Source organism: Streptococcus mitis B6 (assembly GCF_000027165.1).
Lineage (GTDB): Bacteria > Bacillota > Bacilli > Lactobacillales > Streptococcaceae > Streptococcus > Streptococcus mitis_AR.
Window position 1 is genome coordinate 1 of record NC_013853.1, and the last position, 14,795, is coordinate 14,795.

General features: G+C 35.3%; 14 protein-coding genes. All 14 read left to right on the forward strand.

Annotated elements, in window-relative coordinates; translation table 11 throughout:
* Window positions 1–1,362, forward strand: coding sequence for a chromosomal replication initiator protein DnaA (gene dnaA, locus SMI_RS00005; RefSeq protein ID WP_012972409.1), 1,362 nt, complete (start codon window positions 1–3; stop codon window positions 1,360–1,362).
* 158 nt (window positions 1,363–1,520) lie between these two features.
* Entirely contained in the window at window positions 1,521–2,657 is a 1,137-nt protein-coding gene (gene dnaN, locus SMI_RS00010) for a DNA polymerase III subunit beta (protein ID WP_000581152.1), read from the forward strand.
* 64 nt (window positions 2,658–2,721) lie between these two features.
* A complete protein-coding gene (locus SMI_RS00015; RefSeq protein WP_000285186.1) occupies window positions 2,722–2,916 on the forward strand; it encodes a DUF951 domain-containing protein in 195 nt (64 codons plus the stop codon).
* Between the two features lie 84 nt (window positions 2,917–3,000).
* Window positions 3,001–4,116, forward strand: coding sequence for a redox-regulated ATPase YchF (ychF, locus tag SMI_RS00020; RefSeq protein WP_001218712.1), 1,116 nt, complete (start codon window positions 3,001–3,003; stop codon window positions 4,114–4,116).
* A 71-nt stretch (window positions 4,117–4,187) separates the two neighbouring features.
* Window positions 4,188–4,757 (forward strand): aminoacyl-tRNA hydrolase, encoded by a 570-nt coding sequence (pth, locus tag SMI_RS00025; protein ID WP_000163947.1) that lies wholly within the window; start codon window positions 4,188–4,190, stop codon window positions 4,755–4,757.
* Window positions 4,758–8,267 (forward strand): transcription-repair coupling factor, encoded by a 3,510-nt coding sequence (mfd, locus tag SMI_RS00030; RefSeq protein WP_000258129.1) that lies wholly within the window; start codon window positions 4,758–4,760, stop codon window positions 8,265–8,267. It abuts the gene before it with no gap.
* Window positions 8,268–8,324: 57 nt separating this feature from the next.
* Window positions 8,325–8,591, forward strand: coding sequence for an RNA-binding S4 domain-containing protein (locus SMI_RS00035; protein ID WP_001234978.1), 267 nt, complete (start codon window positions 8,325–8,327; stop codon window positions 8,589–8,591).
* On the forward strand, window positions 8,584–8,952 hold the full coding sequence (locus tag SMI_RS00040; protein ID WP_000041912.1) for a septum formation initiator family protein: 369 nt from the start codon (window positions 8,584–8,586) through the stop codon (window positions 8,950–8,952). The genes SMI_RS00035 and SMI_RS00040 overlap by 8 nt, the downstream gene beginning before the upstream one ends.
* Window positions 8,953–8,956: 4 nt before the next feature.
* The gene (locus SMI_RS10895) at window positions 8,957–9,079 is read left to right on the forward strand and encodes an SP_0009 family protein (protein WP_000429334.1); all 123 of its coding nucleotides are present in this window, start codon (window positions 8,957–8,959) and stop codon (window positions 9,077–9,079) included.
* Entirely contained in the window at window positions 9,072–10,340 is a 1,269-nt protein-coding gene (locus tag SMI_RS00045) for a serine hydrolase (protein WP_001224761.1), read from the forward strand. The genes SMI_RS10895 and SMI_RS00045 overlap by 8 nt, the downstream gene beginning before the upstream one ends.
* Entirely contained in the window at window positions 10,337–11,614 is a 1,278-nt protein-coding gene (gene tilS, locus SMI_RS00050; RefSeq protein WP_001209053.1) for a tRNA lysidine(34) synthetase TilS, read from the forward strand. The genes SMI_RS00045 and tilS overlap by 4 nt, the downstream gene beginning before the upstream one ends.
* A gap of 4 nt (window positions 11,615–11,618) precedes the next feature.
* Window positions 11,619–12,161, forward strand: coding sequence for a hypoxanthine phosphoribosyltransferase (gene hpt, locus SMI_RS00055; protein ID WP_000892177.1), 543 nt, complete (start codon window positions 11,619–11,621; stop codon window positions 12,159–12,161).
* A 15-nt stretch (window positions 12,162–12,176) separates the two neighbouring features.
* Window positions 12,177–14,135: an ATP-dependent zinc metalloprotease FtsH gene (ftsH, locus tag SMI_RS00060; protein WP_000744562.1), complete on the forward strand. Its 1,959-nt coding sequence runs from the start codon at window positions 12,177–12,179 to the stop codon at window positions 14,133–14,135.
* Window positions 14,136–14,253: 118 nt separating this feature from the next.
* Window positions 14,254–14,733: a transcriptional regulator gene (locus SMI_RS00065; protein WP_000471943.1), complete on the forward strand. Its 480-nt coding sequence runs from the start codon at window positions 14,254–14,256 to the stop codon at window positions 14,731–14,733.
* The last annotated feature ends 62 nt before the right edge of the window (window positions 14,734–14,795 follow it).

Below are 14,795 nucleotides of genomic sequence, written 5' to 3' on the forward strand. Positions count from 1 at the left end.
TTGAAAGAAAAACAATTTTGGAATCGTATATTAGAATTTGCACAAGAAAGACTGACTCGATCCATGTATGATTTCTATGCTATTCAAGCTGAACTCATCAAGGTAGAGGAAAATGTTGCCACTATATTTTTACCACGATCTGAAATGGAAATGGTCTGGAAAAAACAACTAAAAGATATTATTGTAGTTGCTGGATTTGAAATTTATGATGCTGAAATAACTCCCCACTATATTTTCATCAAACCTCAAGATACTACTGTCTCACAAGTTGAAGATGCTCCAAATTCAACTCTTTATGACTATAGTCCAAAGTTAGCATCTATTCCTTATTCGGATACTGGATTAAAAGAAAAATATACCTTTGATAATTTTATTCAAGGGGATGGAAATGTTTGGGCAGTATCAGCCGCTTTGGCTGTCTCTGAAGATTTGGCCTTGACCTATAATCCTCTTTTTATCTATGGAGGACCTGGGCTTGGGAAGACTCACTTACTCAATGCAATTGGGAATGAGATTTTGAAAAATATTCCTGATGCGCGTGTTAAATACATTCCTGCTGAAAGCTTTATAAATGACTTTCTTGAACATCTGAGACTGGGTGAAATGGATAAGTTCAAAAAGACCTATCGTAGTCTCGATCTCTTGTTAATTGATGATATTCAATCGCTGAGTGGAAAAAAAGTTGCAACTCAGGAAGAATTTTTCAATACTTTCAATGTTCTCCATAACAATCAAAAACAAATTGTTCTGACTAGTGATCGTAGTCCTAAACACTTAGAGGGCCTTGAAGAAAGGCTTGTCACGCGCTTTAGCTGGGGCTTGACGCAAAACATCACACCACCTGACTTTGAAACACGTATCGCCATTTTACAAAGTAAAACAGAGCATTTAGACTACCATTTCCAAAGTGATACCCTAGAATACCTGGCTGGTCAATTTGATTCAAACGTCCGAGAACTTGAAGGAGCAATCAACGACATCACTTTAATTGCCCGAGTGAAGAAGATTAAGGATATCACAATCGATATCGCTGCGGAGGCTATTCGAGCACGTAAACAAGATGTTAACCAAATGCTCGTCATCCCAATTGATAAAATCCAAAATGAAGTTGGTAACTTTTATGGTGTCAGCGTCAAAGAAATGAAGGGAAGCAGACGACTTCAAAACATTGTGTTAGCCCGTCAAGTAGCCATGTATTTATCTAGAGAACTAACAGATAATAGTCTTCCAAAAATTGGGAAGGAATTTGGTGGAAAAGACCACACAACAGTCATTCATGCCCATGCCAAAATTAAATCTTTGATTGATGAGGACGATAATTTACGTTTAGAAATTGAATCAATCAAAAAGAAAATTAAATAACTTGTGGATAACTTTTACTTTTTTATCTTTTTTATCCACATTTTTTAAACAAGCGAAAGAACTTGATATTACTTGTTTAAAATCTGTTTTCCACAGATTTCACAGACTCTATTATTACTATTATCCTTCTAATACTAAAAATAAATAAAGGAGAATCCATGATTCATTTTTCAATTAATAAAAATTTATTTCTACAAGCATTGAATACAACTAAGAGAGCTATTAGTTCTAAAAATGCCATTCCTATTTTATCAACCATCAAAATTGACGTGACCAACGAAGGTGTTACTTTAATTGGTTCAAATGGTCAGATTTCAATTGAAAATTTTATTTCTCAAAAAAATGAAGATGCTGGTTTGTTAATTACTTCTTTAGGTTCGATTCTTCTTGAAGCTTCTTTCTTTATCAATGTAGTATCTAGTCTACCTGATGTGACTCTTGATTTTAAAGAAATTGAACAAAATCAAATTGTTTTAACCAGCGGCAAATCAGAAATTACCCTAAAAGGAAAAGATAGCGAACAATATCCACGAATCCAAGAAATTTCAGTTAGTACTCCTTTGGTTCTTGAAACAAAATTACTCAAGAAAATTATCAATGAAACAGCATTTGCTGCAAGTATACAAGAAAGTCGTCCAATTTTAACAGGTGTTCATTTTGTATTGAGCCAACACAAGGAGCTAAAAACAGTTGCAACAGACTCTCATCGTCTAAGCCAGAAAAAATTGACTCTTGAAAAAAATAGTGATGATTTTGATGTCGTGATTCCTAGCCGTTCTCTACGCGAATTTTCAGCAGTATTTACAGATGATATTGAAACTGTAGAGATTTTCTTTGCCAACAATCAAATCCTCTTTAGAAGCGAAAATATTAGCTTCTATACACGTTTGTTAGAAGGAAACTACCCTGATACAGATCGTTTGATTCCAACAGACTTTAATACTACTATTACTTTTGATGTGATAAACCTACGCCAGTCAATGGAGCGTGCTCGTCTTTTATCAAGTGCGACTCAAAATGGTACTGTGAAGCTTGAAATTAAAGGTGGTATTGTTAGCGCTCATGTTCATTCTCCAGAAGTTGGTAAAGTAAACGAAGAAATCGATACTGATCAGGTGATTGGTGAAGATTTGACTATTAGTTTCAACCCAACTTACTTGATTGATTCTCTTAAAGCTTTAAATAGCGAAAAAGTGACCATTAGTTTTATTTCAGCTGTTCGTCCATTTACTCTTGTGCCAGCAGACACTGATGAGGACTTCATGCAGCTCATTACACCAGTTCGTACAAATTAAGTGAAAGAGGTTGAGCCTAGCTCGCCTCTTTTATGATATAATCGAAAAAGAAAAGGAGAGTAGTATGTATCAAGTTGGAAATTTTGTTGAAATGAAAAAACCACATGCTTGCACAATCAAGTCAACAGGAAAAAAAGCTAATCGTTGGGAAATTACACGTGTAGGAGCAGATATCAAAATCAAATGTAGCAATTGTGACCATGTTGTCATGATGGGGCGCTATGATTTTGATCGAAAAATGAATAAAATTATTGACTGAGAACCCTTAGTTAGAGTGTTAGCAAGTTTTCCCTTTTTGTGTTATAATATTAGGGATTGAAATGAAAAGGGAGAATGAGAAAATATGGCTTTAACAGCAGGTATCGTTGGTTTGCCAAACGTTGGTAAATCAACACTATTTAATGCAATTACAAAAGCAGGAGCAGAGGCAGCAAACTACCCATTTGCGACGATTGATCCAAACGTTGGAATGGTAGAAGTTCCAGATGAACGCCTACAAAAACTAACTGAAATGATTACTCCTAAAAAGACAGTTCCAACAACATTTGAATTTACAGATATCGCAGGAATTGTAAAAGGAGCTTCAAAAGGAGAAGGGTTAGGTAATAAATTCTTGGCCAATATCCGTGAAGTAGATGCGATTGTTCACGTAGTTCGTGCTTTTGATGATGAAAATGTGATGCGCGAGCAAGGACGTGAAGATGCCTTTGTGGATCCACTTGCAGATATTGACACCATTAACCTGGAATTGATTCTTGCTGACTTAGAATCGGTTAATAAACGTTATGCGCGTGTAGAAAAGATGGCACGTACGCAAAAAGATAAAGAATCAGTAGCCGAGTTTAATGTTCTTCAAAAGATTAAACCAGTCCTTGAAGATGGGAAATCAGCTCGTACAATCGAGTTTACAGATGAAGAACAAAAAGTTGTCAAAGGTCTCTTCCTTTTGACGACTAAACCAGTGCTCTATGTTGCTAATGTGGACGAGGATGTGGTTTCAGAACCTGACTCTATCGACTATGTTAAACAAATTCGTGAATTTGCAGCGACAGAAAATGCTGAAGTAGTTGTTATTTCTGCGCGTGCTGAGGAAGAAATTTCTGAGTTAGACGATGAAGACAAGCAAGAGTTTCTTGAAGCACTTGGTTTGACAGAATCAGGCGTTGACAAGTTGACTCGTGCAGCTTACCACTTACTTGGACTGGGAACTTACTTCACAGCTGGTGAAAAAGAAGTTCGCGCTTGGACCTTCAAACGTGGTATGAAGGCTCCTCAAGCAGCTGGTATTATCCACTCAGACTTTGAAAAAGGCTTTATTCGTGCAGTAACCATGTCATACGATGATTTGGTGAAATATGGATCTGAAAAGGCCGTAAAAGAAGCTGGACGTTTGCGTGAAGAAGGTAAAGAATATATCGTCCAAGACGGAGATATCATGGAATTCCGCTTTAATGTCTAAAAATTTAATAAATAGTGTCAATTAGGTTGGAAAAAAATTCCAACCCTTTTGGCTTTTGAAAGGAAAAATAAATGACCAAATTACTTGTAGGATTAGGAAATCCAGGGGATAAATATTTTGAAACAAAACACAATGTTGGATTTATGTTGATTGACCAACTAGCGAAGAAACAGAATGTCACTTTTACACATGATAAGATATTTCAAACTGACCTAGCATCCTTTTTCCTAAATGGAGAAAAAATTTATCTTGTCAAACCAACGACATTTATGAATGAAAGTGGAAAAGCAGTTCATGCTTTATTGACTTACTATGGTTTGGATATTGAAGATTTACTCGTCATTTACGACGATCTTGACATGGAAGTTGGAAAGATTCGTTTAAGAGTAAAAGGATCAGCAGGTGGTCATAATGGTATCAAGTCTATTATTCAACATATAGGGACTCAGACCTTTAATCGTGTTAAGATTGGAATCGGAAGACCTAAAAATGGCATGTCGGTTGTTCATCATGTTTTGAGTACATTTGACAAGGATGATTATATCGGTATTTTACAGTCTATTGACAAAGTTGACGATTCTGTAAACTACTATTTACAAGAGAAAAACTTTGAAAAAACGATGCAGAGGTATAACGGATAAATGGTGACCTTATTAGATTTATTCTCAGAAAATGATCAGATAAAAAAATGGCATCAAAGTTTAACAGATAAGAAAAGACAACTAATACTTGGTTTATCAACGTCTACTAAAGCTCTTGCAATTGCAAGTAGTCTAGAAAAAGAAGATAAGATTGTGTTATTGACGTCCACTTATGGAGAAGCAGAAGGACTTGTTAGTGATCTTATCTCTATCTTGGGTGAGGAACTTGTTTATCCATTTTTGGTAGATGATTCCCCTATGGTCGAGTTTTTGATGTCTTCACAAGAAAAAATCATCTCACGGGTTGAAGCCTTACGTTTTTTGACTGATTCATCTAAGAGAGGGATTTTAGTTTGTAATATCGCAGCAAGTCGATTGTTTTTACCTTCTCCGACTGGATTTAAAGAAAGCATTATAAAAATTGTAGTTGGTGAAGAATATGACCAAAACGCACTTATGCATCAGTTAAAGGAAATTGGCTATCGAAAAGTTACGCAAGTACAAACTCAAGGCGAATTTAGTCTGCGAGGAGATATTTTAGATATTTTTGAAATATCCCAGTTAGAACCTTACCGAATTGAGTTTTTTGGTGATGAAGTCGATGGTATTAGATCATTTGAAGTCGAAACACAATTATCGAAAGAAAATAAGACAGAACTCACAATCTTTCCAGCTAGCGACATACTTTTGAGAGAAAAGGATTATCAACGAGGACAGTCAGCTTTAGAAAAACAAATTTCAAAAACGTTATCACCGATTTTGAAATCCTATCTAGAAGAAATTCTTTCAAGTTTTCACCAAAAACAAATACATTCAGATTCACGGAAGTTTTCATCTTTGTGCTATGAAAAGACATGGACTGTCTTTGATTATATTGAAAAAGACATACCAATATTCTTTGATGATTATCAGAAATTGATGAATCAGTATGAAATATTTGAAAGAGAACTAGCACAATACTTTACAGAAGAATTACAGAATAGTAAAGCATTTTCTGAGATGCAGTATTTTGCAGATACAGAGCAAATCTATAAAAAACAGAGTCCGGTTACCTTTTTCTCTAATCTACAAAAAGGGTTAGGAAATCTCAAGTTTGACCAAATTTATCAATTTAATCAATATCCTATGCAGGAGTTTTTCAATCAATTTTCTTTTCTAAAAGAAGAAATTGAGAGATACAAAAAAATGGATTACACCATTATTCTGCAGTCTAGCAATTCAATGGGAAGTAAGGCATTGGAGGATATGTTAGAGGAATATCAGATTAAATTGGATTCTAGAAATAAGTCAATCATTTGTAAAGAATCTGTAAACTTAATCGAGGGCAATCTCAGACATGGTTTTCATTTTGTAGATGAAAAAATTCTGGTGATCACTGAACATGAGATTTTTCAAAAGAAATTAAAACGTCGTTTTCGAAGACAACATGTTTCAAATGCAGAGCGCTTAAAAGATTATAATGAACTTGAAAAAGGGGACTACGTTGTTCACCATATTCATGGAATTGGTCAATACCTAGGAATTGAAACCATTGAAATCAAAGGAATTCACCGCGATTATGTCAGTGTCCAATACCAAAGTGGAGATAAAATCTCTATCCCAGTAGAACAGATTCATCTACTGTCTAAATATGTTTCAAGTGATGGGAAAGCTCCAAAACTCAATAAATTAAATGATGGTCATTTTAAAAAAGCCAAGCAAAAAGTTAAGAACCAGGTAGAGGATATAGCAGACGATTTAATTAAACTCTATTCTGAGCGTAGTCAGTTGAAAGGTTATGCTTTTTCAGCTGATGATGAGGATCAACATGCTTTTGATGATGCCTTCCCTTATGTTGAAACGGATGATCAACTTCGTAGTATTGAGGAAATCAAAAGAGATATGCAGTCTTCTCAGCCAATGGATCGACTTTTAGTTGGGGATGTTGGTTTTGGAAAGACTGAAGTTGCAATGCGTGCAGCCTTTAAGGCTGTCAATGATCACAAACAGGTTGTCGTTCTAGTTCCTACGACAGTTTTAGCGCAACAGCACTATACGAATTTTAAGGAACGATTCCAAAATTTTGCTGTTAATATTGATGTGTTGAGCCGCTTTAAAAGTAAAAAAGAGCAGACTGAAACACTTGAAAAATTAAAAAATGGTCAAGTTGATATTTTGATTGGAACCCATCGTGTTTTGTCAAAAGATGTTGTGTTTGCTGATTTGGGCTTGATGATTATTGATGAGGAACAGCGATTTGGTGTCAAGCATAAGGAAACTTTGAAAGAGTTAAAGAAACAAGTGGATGTCCTAACCTTGACCGCTACTCCAATCCCTCGTACCCTCCATATGTCTATGCTGGGAATCAGAGATTTGTCTGTTATTGAAACTCCGCCGACTAATCGTTATCCAGTGCAAACATATGTTTTGGAAAAGAATGAGAGTGTCATTCGTGATGCTGTTTTGCGTGAAATGGAGCGTGGAGGTCAAGTTTACTACCTTTACAACAAAGTTGACACGATTGACCAGAAGGTTTCAGAATTACAGGAGTTGATTCCAGAGGCTTCGGTTGGTTATGTTCATGGTCGAATGAGTGAAATCCAGTTGGAAAATACTCTACTAGACTTTATTGAGGGACAATACGATATCTTGGTGACGACTACCATTATTGAGACAGGGGTGGACATTCCAAATGCTAATACTTTATTTGTTGAAAATGCGGATTATATGGGCTTGTCAACCTTGTATCAGTTAAGAGGAAGAGTTGGTCGTAGTAATCGTATTGCTTATGCCTATCTCATGTATCGTCCAGAAAAATCAATTAGTGAAGTCTCTGAAAAGAGATTAGAAGCGATTAAAGGATTTACAGAATTGGGATCCGGATTTAAGATTGCTATGCGAGATCTTTCGATTCGTGGAGCAGGGAATCTCCTAGGAAAATCCCAGTCTGGTTTCATTGATTCTGTTGGTTTTGAATTGTATTCGCAGTTATTAGAGGAAGCTATTGCTAAACGAAACGGTAATGCTAATGCTAACACAAGAACCAAAGGGAATGCTGAGTTGATTTTGCAAATTGATGCCTATCTTCCTGATACTTATATTTCTGATCAACGACATAAGATTGAAATTTACAAGAAAATTCGTCAAATTGACAACCGTGTCAATTATGAAGAGTTACAAGAGGAGTTGATAGATCGTTTTGGAGAATACCCAGATGTAGTAGCCTATCTTTTAGAGATTGGTTTAGTCAAGTCATATTTGGACAAGGTCTTTGTTCAACGTGTGGAAAGAAAAGATAATAAAATTACAGTTCAATTTGAAAAAGTCACTCAACGATTGTTTTTAGCTCAAGATTATTTTAAAGCTTTATCCGCAACGAACTTAAAAGCAGTCATCGCTGAGAATAAGGGGTTAATGGAGCTTGTATTTGATGTCCAAAATAAGAAAGATTATGAAATTTTAGAAGGTCTGCTGATTTTTGGAGAAAGTTTATTAGAGATAAAAGAGTCTAAGAAAGAAAATTCCATTTGATATTTTTCTTCTATAAAATAGATAAAAATGGTACAATAATAAGTTGAGGTAATAAGGATGAGATTAGACAAATATTTAAAAGTATCGCGAATTATCAAGCGTCGTACAGTCGCAAAAGAAGTAGCAGATAAAGGCAGAATCAAGGTGAATGGAATCTTGGCCAAAAGTTCAACGGATTTGAAAGTTAATGACCAAGTTGAAATTCGTTTTGGCAATAAGTTGCTACTTGTCAAAGTACTAGAGATGAAAGATAGTACAAAAAAAGAAGATGCAGCAGGCATGTATGAAATTATCAGTGAAACACGGGTAGAAGAAAATGTCTAAAAATATCGTACAATTGAATAATTCTTTTATTCAAAATGAATATCAACGTCGTCGCTACCTGATGAAAGAACGACAAAAACGGAATCGTTTTATGGGGTGGGTATTGATTTTGATTATGCTATTATTTATCTTGCCAACTTTTAATTTAGCGCAGAGTTATCAGCAATTACTCCAAAGACGTCAGCAATTAGCAGACTTGCAAACTCAGTATCAAACTTTGAGTGATGAAAAGGATAAGGAGACAGCATTTGCTACCAAGTTGAAAGATGAGGATTATGCTGCCAAATATACACGAGCGAAGTACTATTATTCTAAGTCGAGGGAAATAGTTTATACGATTCCTGACTTGCTTCAAAGGTGATAAAATGGAAAATTTACTAGACGTAATTGAGCAATTTTTGAGTTTATCAGATGAAAAGCTGGAAGAGTTGGCTGATAAAAATCAATTATTGCGTTTACAAGAAGAAAAGGAAAGGAAGAATGCGTAAATTCTTAATTATTTTGTTGCTACCAAGTTTTTTGACCATTTCAAAAGTTGTTAGTACAGAAAAAGAAGTCGTCTATACTTCGAAAGAAATTTATTACCTTTCACAATCTGACTTTGGTATTTATTTTAGAGAAAAATTAAGTTCTCCCATGGTTTATGGAGAGGTTCCTGTTTATGCGAATGAAGATTTAGTAGTGGAATCTGGAAAATTGACTCCCAAAACAAGTTTTCAAATAACTGAGTGGCGCTTAAATAAACAAGGAATTCCGGTATTTAAGCTATCAAATCATCAATTTATAGCTGCGGACAAACGATTTTTATATGATCAATCAGAGGTAACTCCAACAATAAAAAAAGTATGGTTAGAATCTGATTTTAAACTGTACAATAGTCCTTATGATGTAAAAGAAGTGAAATCATCCTTATCAGCTTATTCGCAAGTATCAATTGACAAGACAATGTTTGTAGAAGGAAGAGAATTTTTACATATTGATCAGGCTGGATGGGTAGATAAGGAATCCACTTCTGAAGAAGATAATCGGATGAGTAAAGTTCAAGAAATGTTATCTGAAAAATATCAGAAGGATTCATTCTCTATTTATGTTAAGCAACTGACTACTGGAAAAGAAGCTGGTATCAATCAAGATGAAAAGATGTATGCAGCTAGTGTTTTGAAACTCCCTTATCTCTATTATGCGCAAGAAAAAATAAATGAGGGTCTTTATCAGTTAGATACGACTGTAAAATACGTATCATCAGTCAATGATTTTCCAGGTTCTTATAAACCAGAGGGAAGTGGTAGTCTTCCTAAAAAAGAGGATAATAAAGAGTATTCTCTCAAGGACTTAATCACAAAAGTATCTAAAGAATCTGATAATGTAGCTCATAATATATTGGGTTATTATATTTCAAACCAATCTGATTCCACATTCAAATCCAAGATGTCTGCCATTATGGGAGATGATTGGGATCCAAAAGAAAAATTGATTTCTTCCAAGATGGCTGGGAAGGTCATGGAAGCTATTTATAATCAAAATGGATTTGTGCTAGAGTCTTTGACTAAAACAGATTTTGATAATCAGCGAATTGCCAAAGGTGTTTCTGTGAAGGTAGCTCATAAAATTGGGGATGCGGACGAATTTAAGCATGATACGGGTGTTGTCTATGCAGATTCTCCATTTATTCTTTCTATTTTCACTAAAAATTCTGATTATGATACAATTTCTCAGATAGCTAAGGATGTTTATGAGGTTCTAAAATGAGGGAACAAGATTTTTTAAATCATTTTCTCAAGAAGGGATATTTCAAAAAGCATGCTAAAGTAGTGTTAGCTCTTTCTGGTGGATTAGATTCTATGTTTCTATTTAAGGTATTGTCTACTTATCAAAAAGAGTTAGAAATTGAACTGATTTTAGCTCATGTGAATCATAAGCAGAGAGTAGAATCAGATTGGGAAGAACAGAAATTAAGGAAGTTGGCTGCTGAAGCAGAGCTTCCTATTTATATCAGCAATTTTTCAGGAGAATTTTCAGAAGCGCGGGCTCGACATTTTCGTTATGATTTTTTTCAAGAGGTCATGAAAAAGACTGGTGCGACAGCCTTGGTCACTGCCCACCATGCTGATGATCAGGTGGAAACGATTTTGATGCGATTGATTCGAGGTACTCGTTTGCGCTATCTATCAGGAATTAAGGAGAAGCAAGTAGTAGGAGAGATAGAAATCATTCGGCCCTTCTTGCATTTTCAGAAAAAAGACTTTCCATCAATTTTTCACTTTGAAGATATATCAAATAAGAAAAATCATTATTTTCGCAATCGTATTCGAAATTCTTATTTACCAGAATTAGAAAAAGAAAATCCTCGATTTAGAGATGCAATCTTAAGCCTCGGCAATGAAATTTTAGATTATGATTTGGCAATAGCTGAATTATCAAAGAATATTGATGTAGAAAATTTAGAGCAGCTATTGTCTTACTCTGAGTCTACACAAAGAGTTTTACTTCAAACTTATCTGAATCGTTTTCCAGATTTGAATCTCACAAAAGCTCAGTTTGAAGAAGTTCGGCAGATTTTAAAATCTAAAAGCCAGTATCGTAATTTACTTAAAAATGGCTATGAATTGATAAAAGAGTACCAATGGTTTAAGATTTGTAAAATCAGTCCTCAGTCTGATGAAAAGGAAGATGAACTTGTGTTACACTATCAAAATCAGGTATCTTATCAAGGATATTTATTTTCCTTTGGACTTCCTTTAGAAGGTGAATCAATTCAGCGAATACCTGTTTCACGGGAAACATCCATACACATTCGTCATCGAAAAAGAGGAGATTTTTTGATTCAAAATGGGCATAGAAAAAAACTAAGACGTCTATTTATTGATTTGAAAATCCCTATGGAAAAGCGAAAATCTGCCCTGATTATTGAGCAATTTAGTGAAATTGTTTCAATTTTGGGAATTGCGACCAGTAATTTGAGTAAAAACACGAAAAATGATATAATGAACACTGTACTTTATATAGAAAAAATAGATAGGTAAAAAAATGTTAGAAAACGATATTAAAAAAATCCTCGTTTCACACGATGAAATTACAGAAGCTGCTAAAAAATTAGGTGCTCAGTTAACTAAGGACTATGCAGGAAAAAATCCAATCTTAGTTGGAATTTTAAAAGGATCTATTCCTTTTATGGCTGAATTGGTTAAGCATATCGATACACATATTGAAATGGACTTCATGATGGTTTCTAGCTATCATGGTGGAACAGCAAGTAGTGGTGTCATCAATATCAAGCAAGATGTGACTCAAGATATCAAAGGAAGACATGTTCTATTTGTAGAGGATATCATTGATACAGGTCAAACTTTGAAGAATTTGCGAGATATGTTTATTGAAAGAGAAGCTGCTTCTGTTAACATTGCAACTTTGTTGGATAAACCAGAAGGACGTGTTGTAGAAATTGAGGCAGACTATACCTGTTTTACTATCCCAAATGAGTTTGTAGTAGGTTATGGTTTAGACTACAAAGAAAACTATCGTAACCTTCCTTATGTTGGAGTATTGAAAGAAGAAGTGTATTCAAATTAGAAAGAACAATTTTTAATGAAAAAACAAAATAATGGTTTAATTAAAAATCCTTTTCTATGGTTATTACTTATTTTTTTCCTAGTTACAGCTTACCAGTATTTTAATACAGGTAGTGTTGTAGGTAAAAGTGAGCAAATTAATTATACAGAATTGGTAAAAGAAATTACCGATGACAATGTAAAAGAATTGACTTACCAACCAAATGGTAGTGTTATCGAAGTTTCGGGTGTCTATAAAAATCCTAAAACAAGTAAAGAAGAAACAGGTATCCAGTTCTTTTCTCCTTCTGCTACAACAGTAGAGAAATTTTCAAGCATCATTCTTCCTTCAGATACGACAGTATCTGAATTGCAAAAACTTGCTGCTGACCATAAAGCGGAAGTAACTGTTAAGCATGAAAGTTCAAGTGGTATGTGGATTAATATTCTTGTATCCATTGTGCCATTCGGTATCCTCTTCTTCTTCCTCTTCTCGATGATGGGAAATATGGGAGGAAATAATAGTCGTAACCCGATGAGTTTTGGACGTAGTAAGGCTAAAGCTGCAAATAAAGAAGATATTAAAGTAAGATTTTCAGATGTTGCTGGAGCTGAGGAAGAAAAACAAGAACTAGTTGAAGTTGTTGAATTTTTAAAAGATCCAAAACGATTTACAAAACTTGGAGCCCGTATTCCAGCAGGTGTTCTTTTGGAGGGACCTCCGGGAACAGGTAAAACTTTGCTTGCTAAGGCAGTAGCCGGAGAAGCAGGTGTTCCATTCTTTAGTATTTCAGGTTCTGACTTTGTAGAAATGTTTGTCGGAGTTGGAGCTAGTCGTGTTCGTTCTCTTTTTGAAGATGCCAAAAAAGCAGCACCAGCTATTATCTTTATCGATGAAATTGATGCTGTTGGACGTCAACGTGGAGTTGGTCTTGGCGGAGGTAATGACGAACGTGAACAAACCTTGAACCAACTTTTGATTGAGATGGATGGTTTTGAGGGAAATGAAGGAATTATCGTCATCGCTGCGACAAACCGTTCAGATGTACTTGATCCTGCCCTTTTGCGTCCAGGACGTTTTGATAGAAAAGTATTGGTTGGCCGTCCTGATGTTAAAGGTCGCGAAGCAATCTTGAAAGTTCATGCTAAGAACAAGCCTTTAGCAGAAGATGTAGATTTAAAATTAGTGGCTCAACAAACTCCAGGTTTTGTTGGTGCTGATTTAGAGAATGTATTGAATGAAGCTGCTTTAGTCGCTGCTCGTCGCAATAAATCGATAATTGATGCCTCAGATATTGATGAAGCAGAAGATAGAGTTATTGCTGGTCCTTCTAAGAAAGATAAGACAGTTTCACAAAAAGAACGTGAATTGGTTGCCTACCATGAGGCAGGACATACCATTGTTGGTCTAGTCTTGTCGAATGCCCGCGTTGTTCATAAGGTTACAATTGTACCAAGAGGTCGTGCAGGTGGTTACATGATTGCACTTCCTAAGGAAGATCAAATGCTTTTATCTAAAGAAGATATGAAAGAGCAATTGGCTGGCTTAATGGGTGGACGTGTAGCTGAAGAAATTATCTTTAATGTCCAAACGACAGGAGCTTCAAATGACTTTGAACAAGCGACTCAAATGGCGCGTGCAATGGTTACAGAGTATGGTATGAGTGAAAAACTTGGTCCGGTACAATATGAGGGTAATCATGCTATGTTTGGAGCACAAAGCCCTCAAAAATCAATTTCAGAACAAACAGCTTATGAAATTGACGAAGAGGTTCGTTCATTATTAAATGAAGCACGAAATAAAGCTGCTGAAATTATTCAGTCAAATCGTGAAACTCACAAGTTGATTGCAGAAGCACTATTGAAATACGAAACATTGGATAGTACACAAATTAAATCTCTTTACGAAACAGGAAAGATGCCTGAAACAGTAGAAGAGGAATCTCATGTACTATCTTATGATGAAGTAAAGTCAAAAATGAATGATGATAAATAACCCTAAGAGAGGCAAGTCCTCTCTTTTTGTGCAGTTGAGACGGTGTAGGGGACAGAATAGGTGAAATATCCCAATTATCTTCTTGATTTGTTAGACTGTATCTAGAAAGGGGAACGTTATGTTTAAAGAATTGTATAAAGAAGTCCAGGGAATTGTGTACAAGTGTAGAAATGAATATCATCTCCATTTATGGGAGTTATCTGATTGGGACCAAGAGGGAATGATTTGCTTACATGAATTGATCAGTAGAGAAGAAGAGCTAGTAGAAGATATTCCTCGTTTACGAAAATACTTCAAAACTAAATTCCGTAATCGAATTTTAGACCATATCCGTAAACAAGAAAGCCAGAAGCGTAGATATGAAAAAGAACCCTATGAAGAAGTGGGTGAGCTTAGTCATCGTATAAGCGAGGGAGGTCTGTGGCTAGATGAGTATTATCTCTTTCATGAGACACTAAGAGATTATAGAAACAAACAAAGTAAAGACAAACAAGAAGAGTTAGAACGCGTCTTAAGACATGAACGCTTCCGAGGACGACAAAGAGTATTAAGAGACTTACGTATTGTGTTTAAGGAGTTTGATATCCGTACTCTGTAAGAAGCTATGCAAAAAATAAAAAAAGGGTAACTTCTAAAACTAACTTCCAGTTTCCCACAACC

Coding starts and splice junctions, on each gene's coding strand:
- SMI_RS00065 (WP_000471943.1), top strand. CDS start 14,254: ATGTTTAAAGAATTGTATAAAGAAGTCCAGGGAATTGTGTACAAGTGT.
- SMI_RS00015 (WP_000285186.1), top strand. CDS start 2,722: ATGTATCAAGTTGGAAATTTTGTTGAAATGAAAAAACCACATGCTTGC.
- pth (WP_000163947.1), top strand. CDS start 4,188: ATGACCAAATTACTTGTAGGATTAGGAAATCCAGGGGATAAATATTTT.
- dnaN (WP_000581152.1), top strand. CDS start 1,521: ATGATTCATTTTTCAATTAATAAAAATTTATTTCTACAAGCATTGAAT.
- hpt (WP_000892177.1), top strand. CDS start 11,619: ATGTTAGAAAACGATATTAAAAAAATCCTCGTTTCACACGATGAAATT.
- ychF (WP_001218712.1), top strand. CDS start 3,001: ATGGCTTTAACAGCAGGTATCGTTGGTTTGCCAAACGTTGGTAAATCA.
- SMI_RS10895 (WP_000429334.1), top strand. CDS start 8,957: ATGGAAAATTTACTAGACGTAATTGAGCAATTTTTGAGTTTATCAGAT.
- mfd (WP_000258129.1), top strand. CDS start 4,758: ATGGTGACCTTATTAGATTTATTCTCAGAAAATGATCAGATAAAAAAA.
- SMI_RS00035 (WP_001234978.1), top strand. CDS start 8,325: ATGAGATTAGACAAATATTTAAAAGTATCGCGAATTATCAAGCGTCGT.
- SMI_RS00045 (WP_001224761.1), top strand. CDS start 9,072: ATGCGTAAATTCTTAATTATTTTGTTGCTACCAAGTTTTTTGACCATT.
- SMI_RS00040 (WP_000041912.1), top strand. CDS start 8,584: ATGTCTAAAAATATCGTACAATTGAATAATTCTTTTATTCAAAATGAA.
- tilS (WP_001209053.1), top strand. CDS start 10,337: ATGAGGGAACAAGATTTTTTAAATCATTTTCTCAAGAAGGGATATTTC.
- ftsH (WP_000744562.1), top strand. CDS start 12,177: ATGAAAAAACAAAATAATGGTTTAATTAAAAATCCTTTTCTATGGTTA.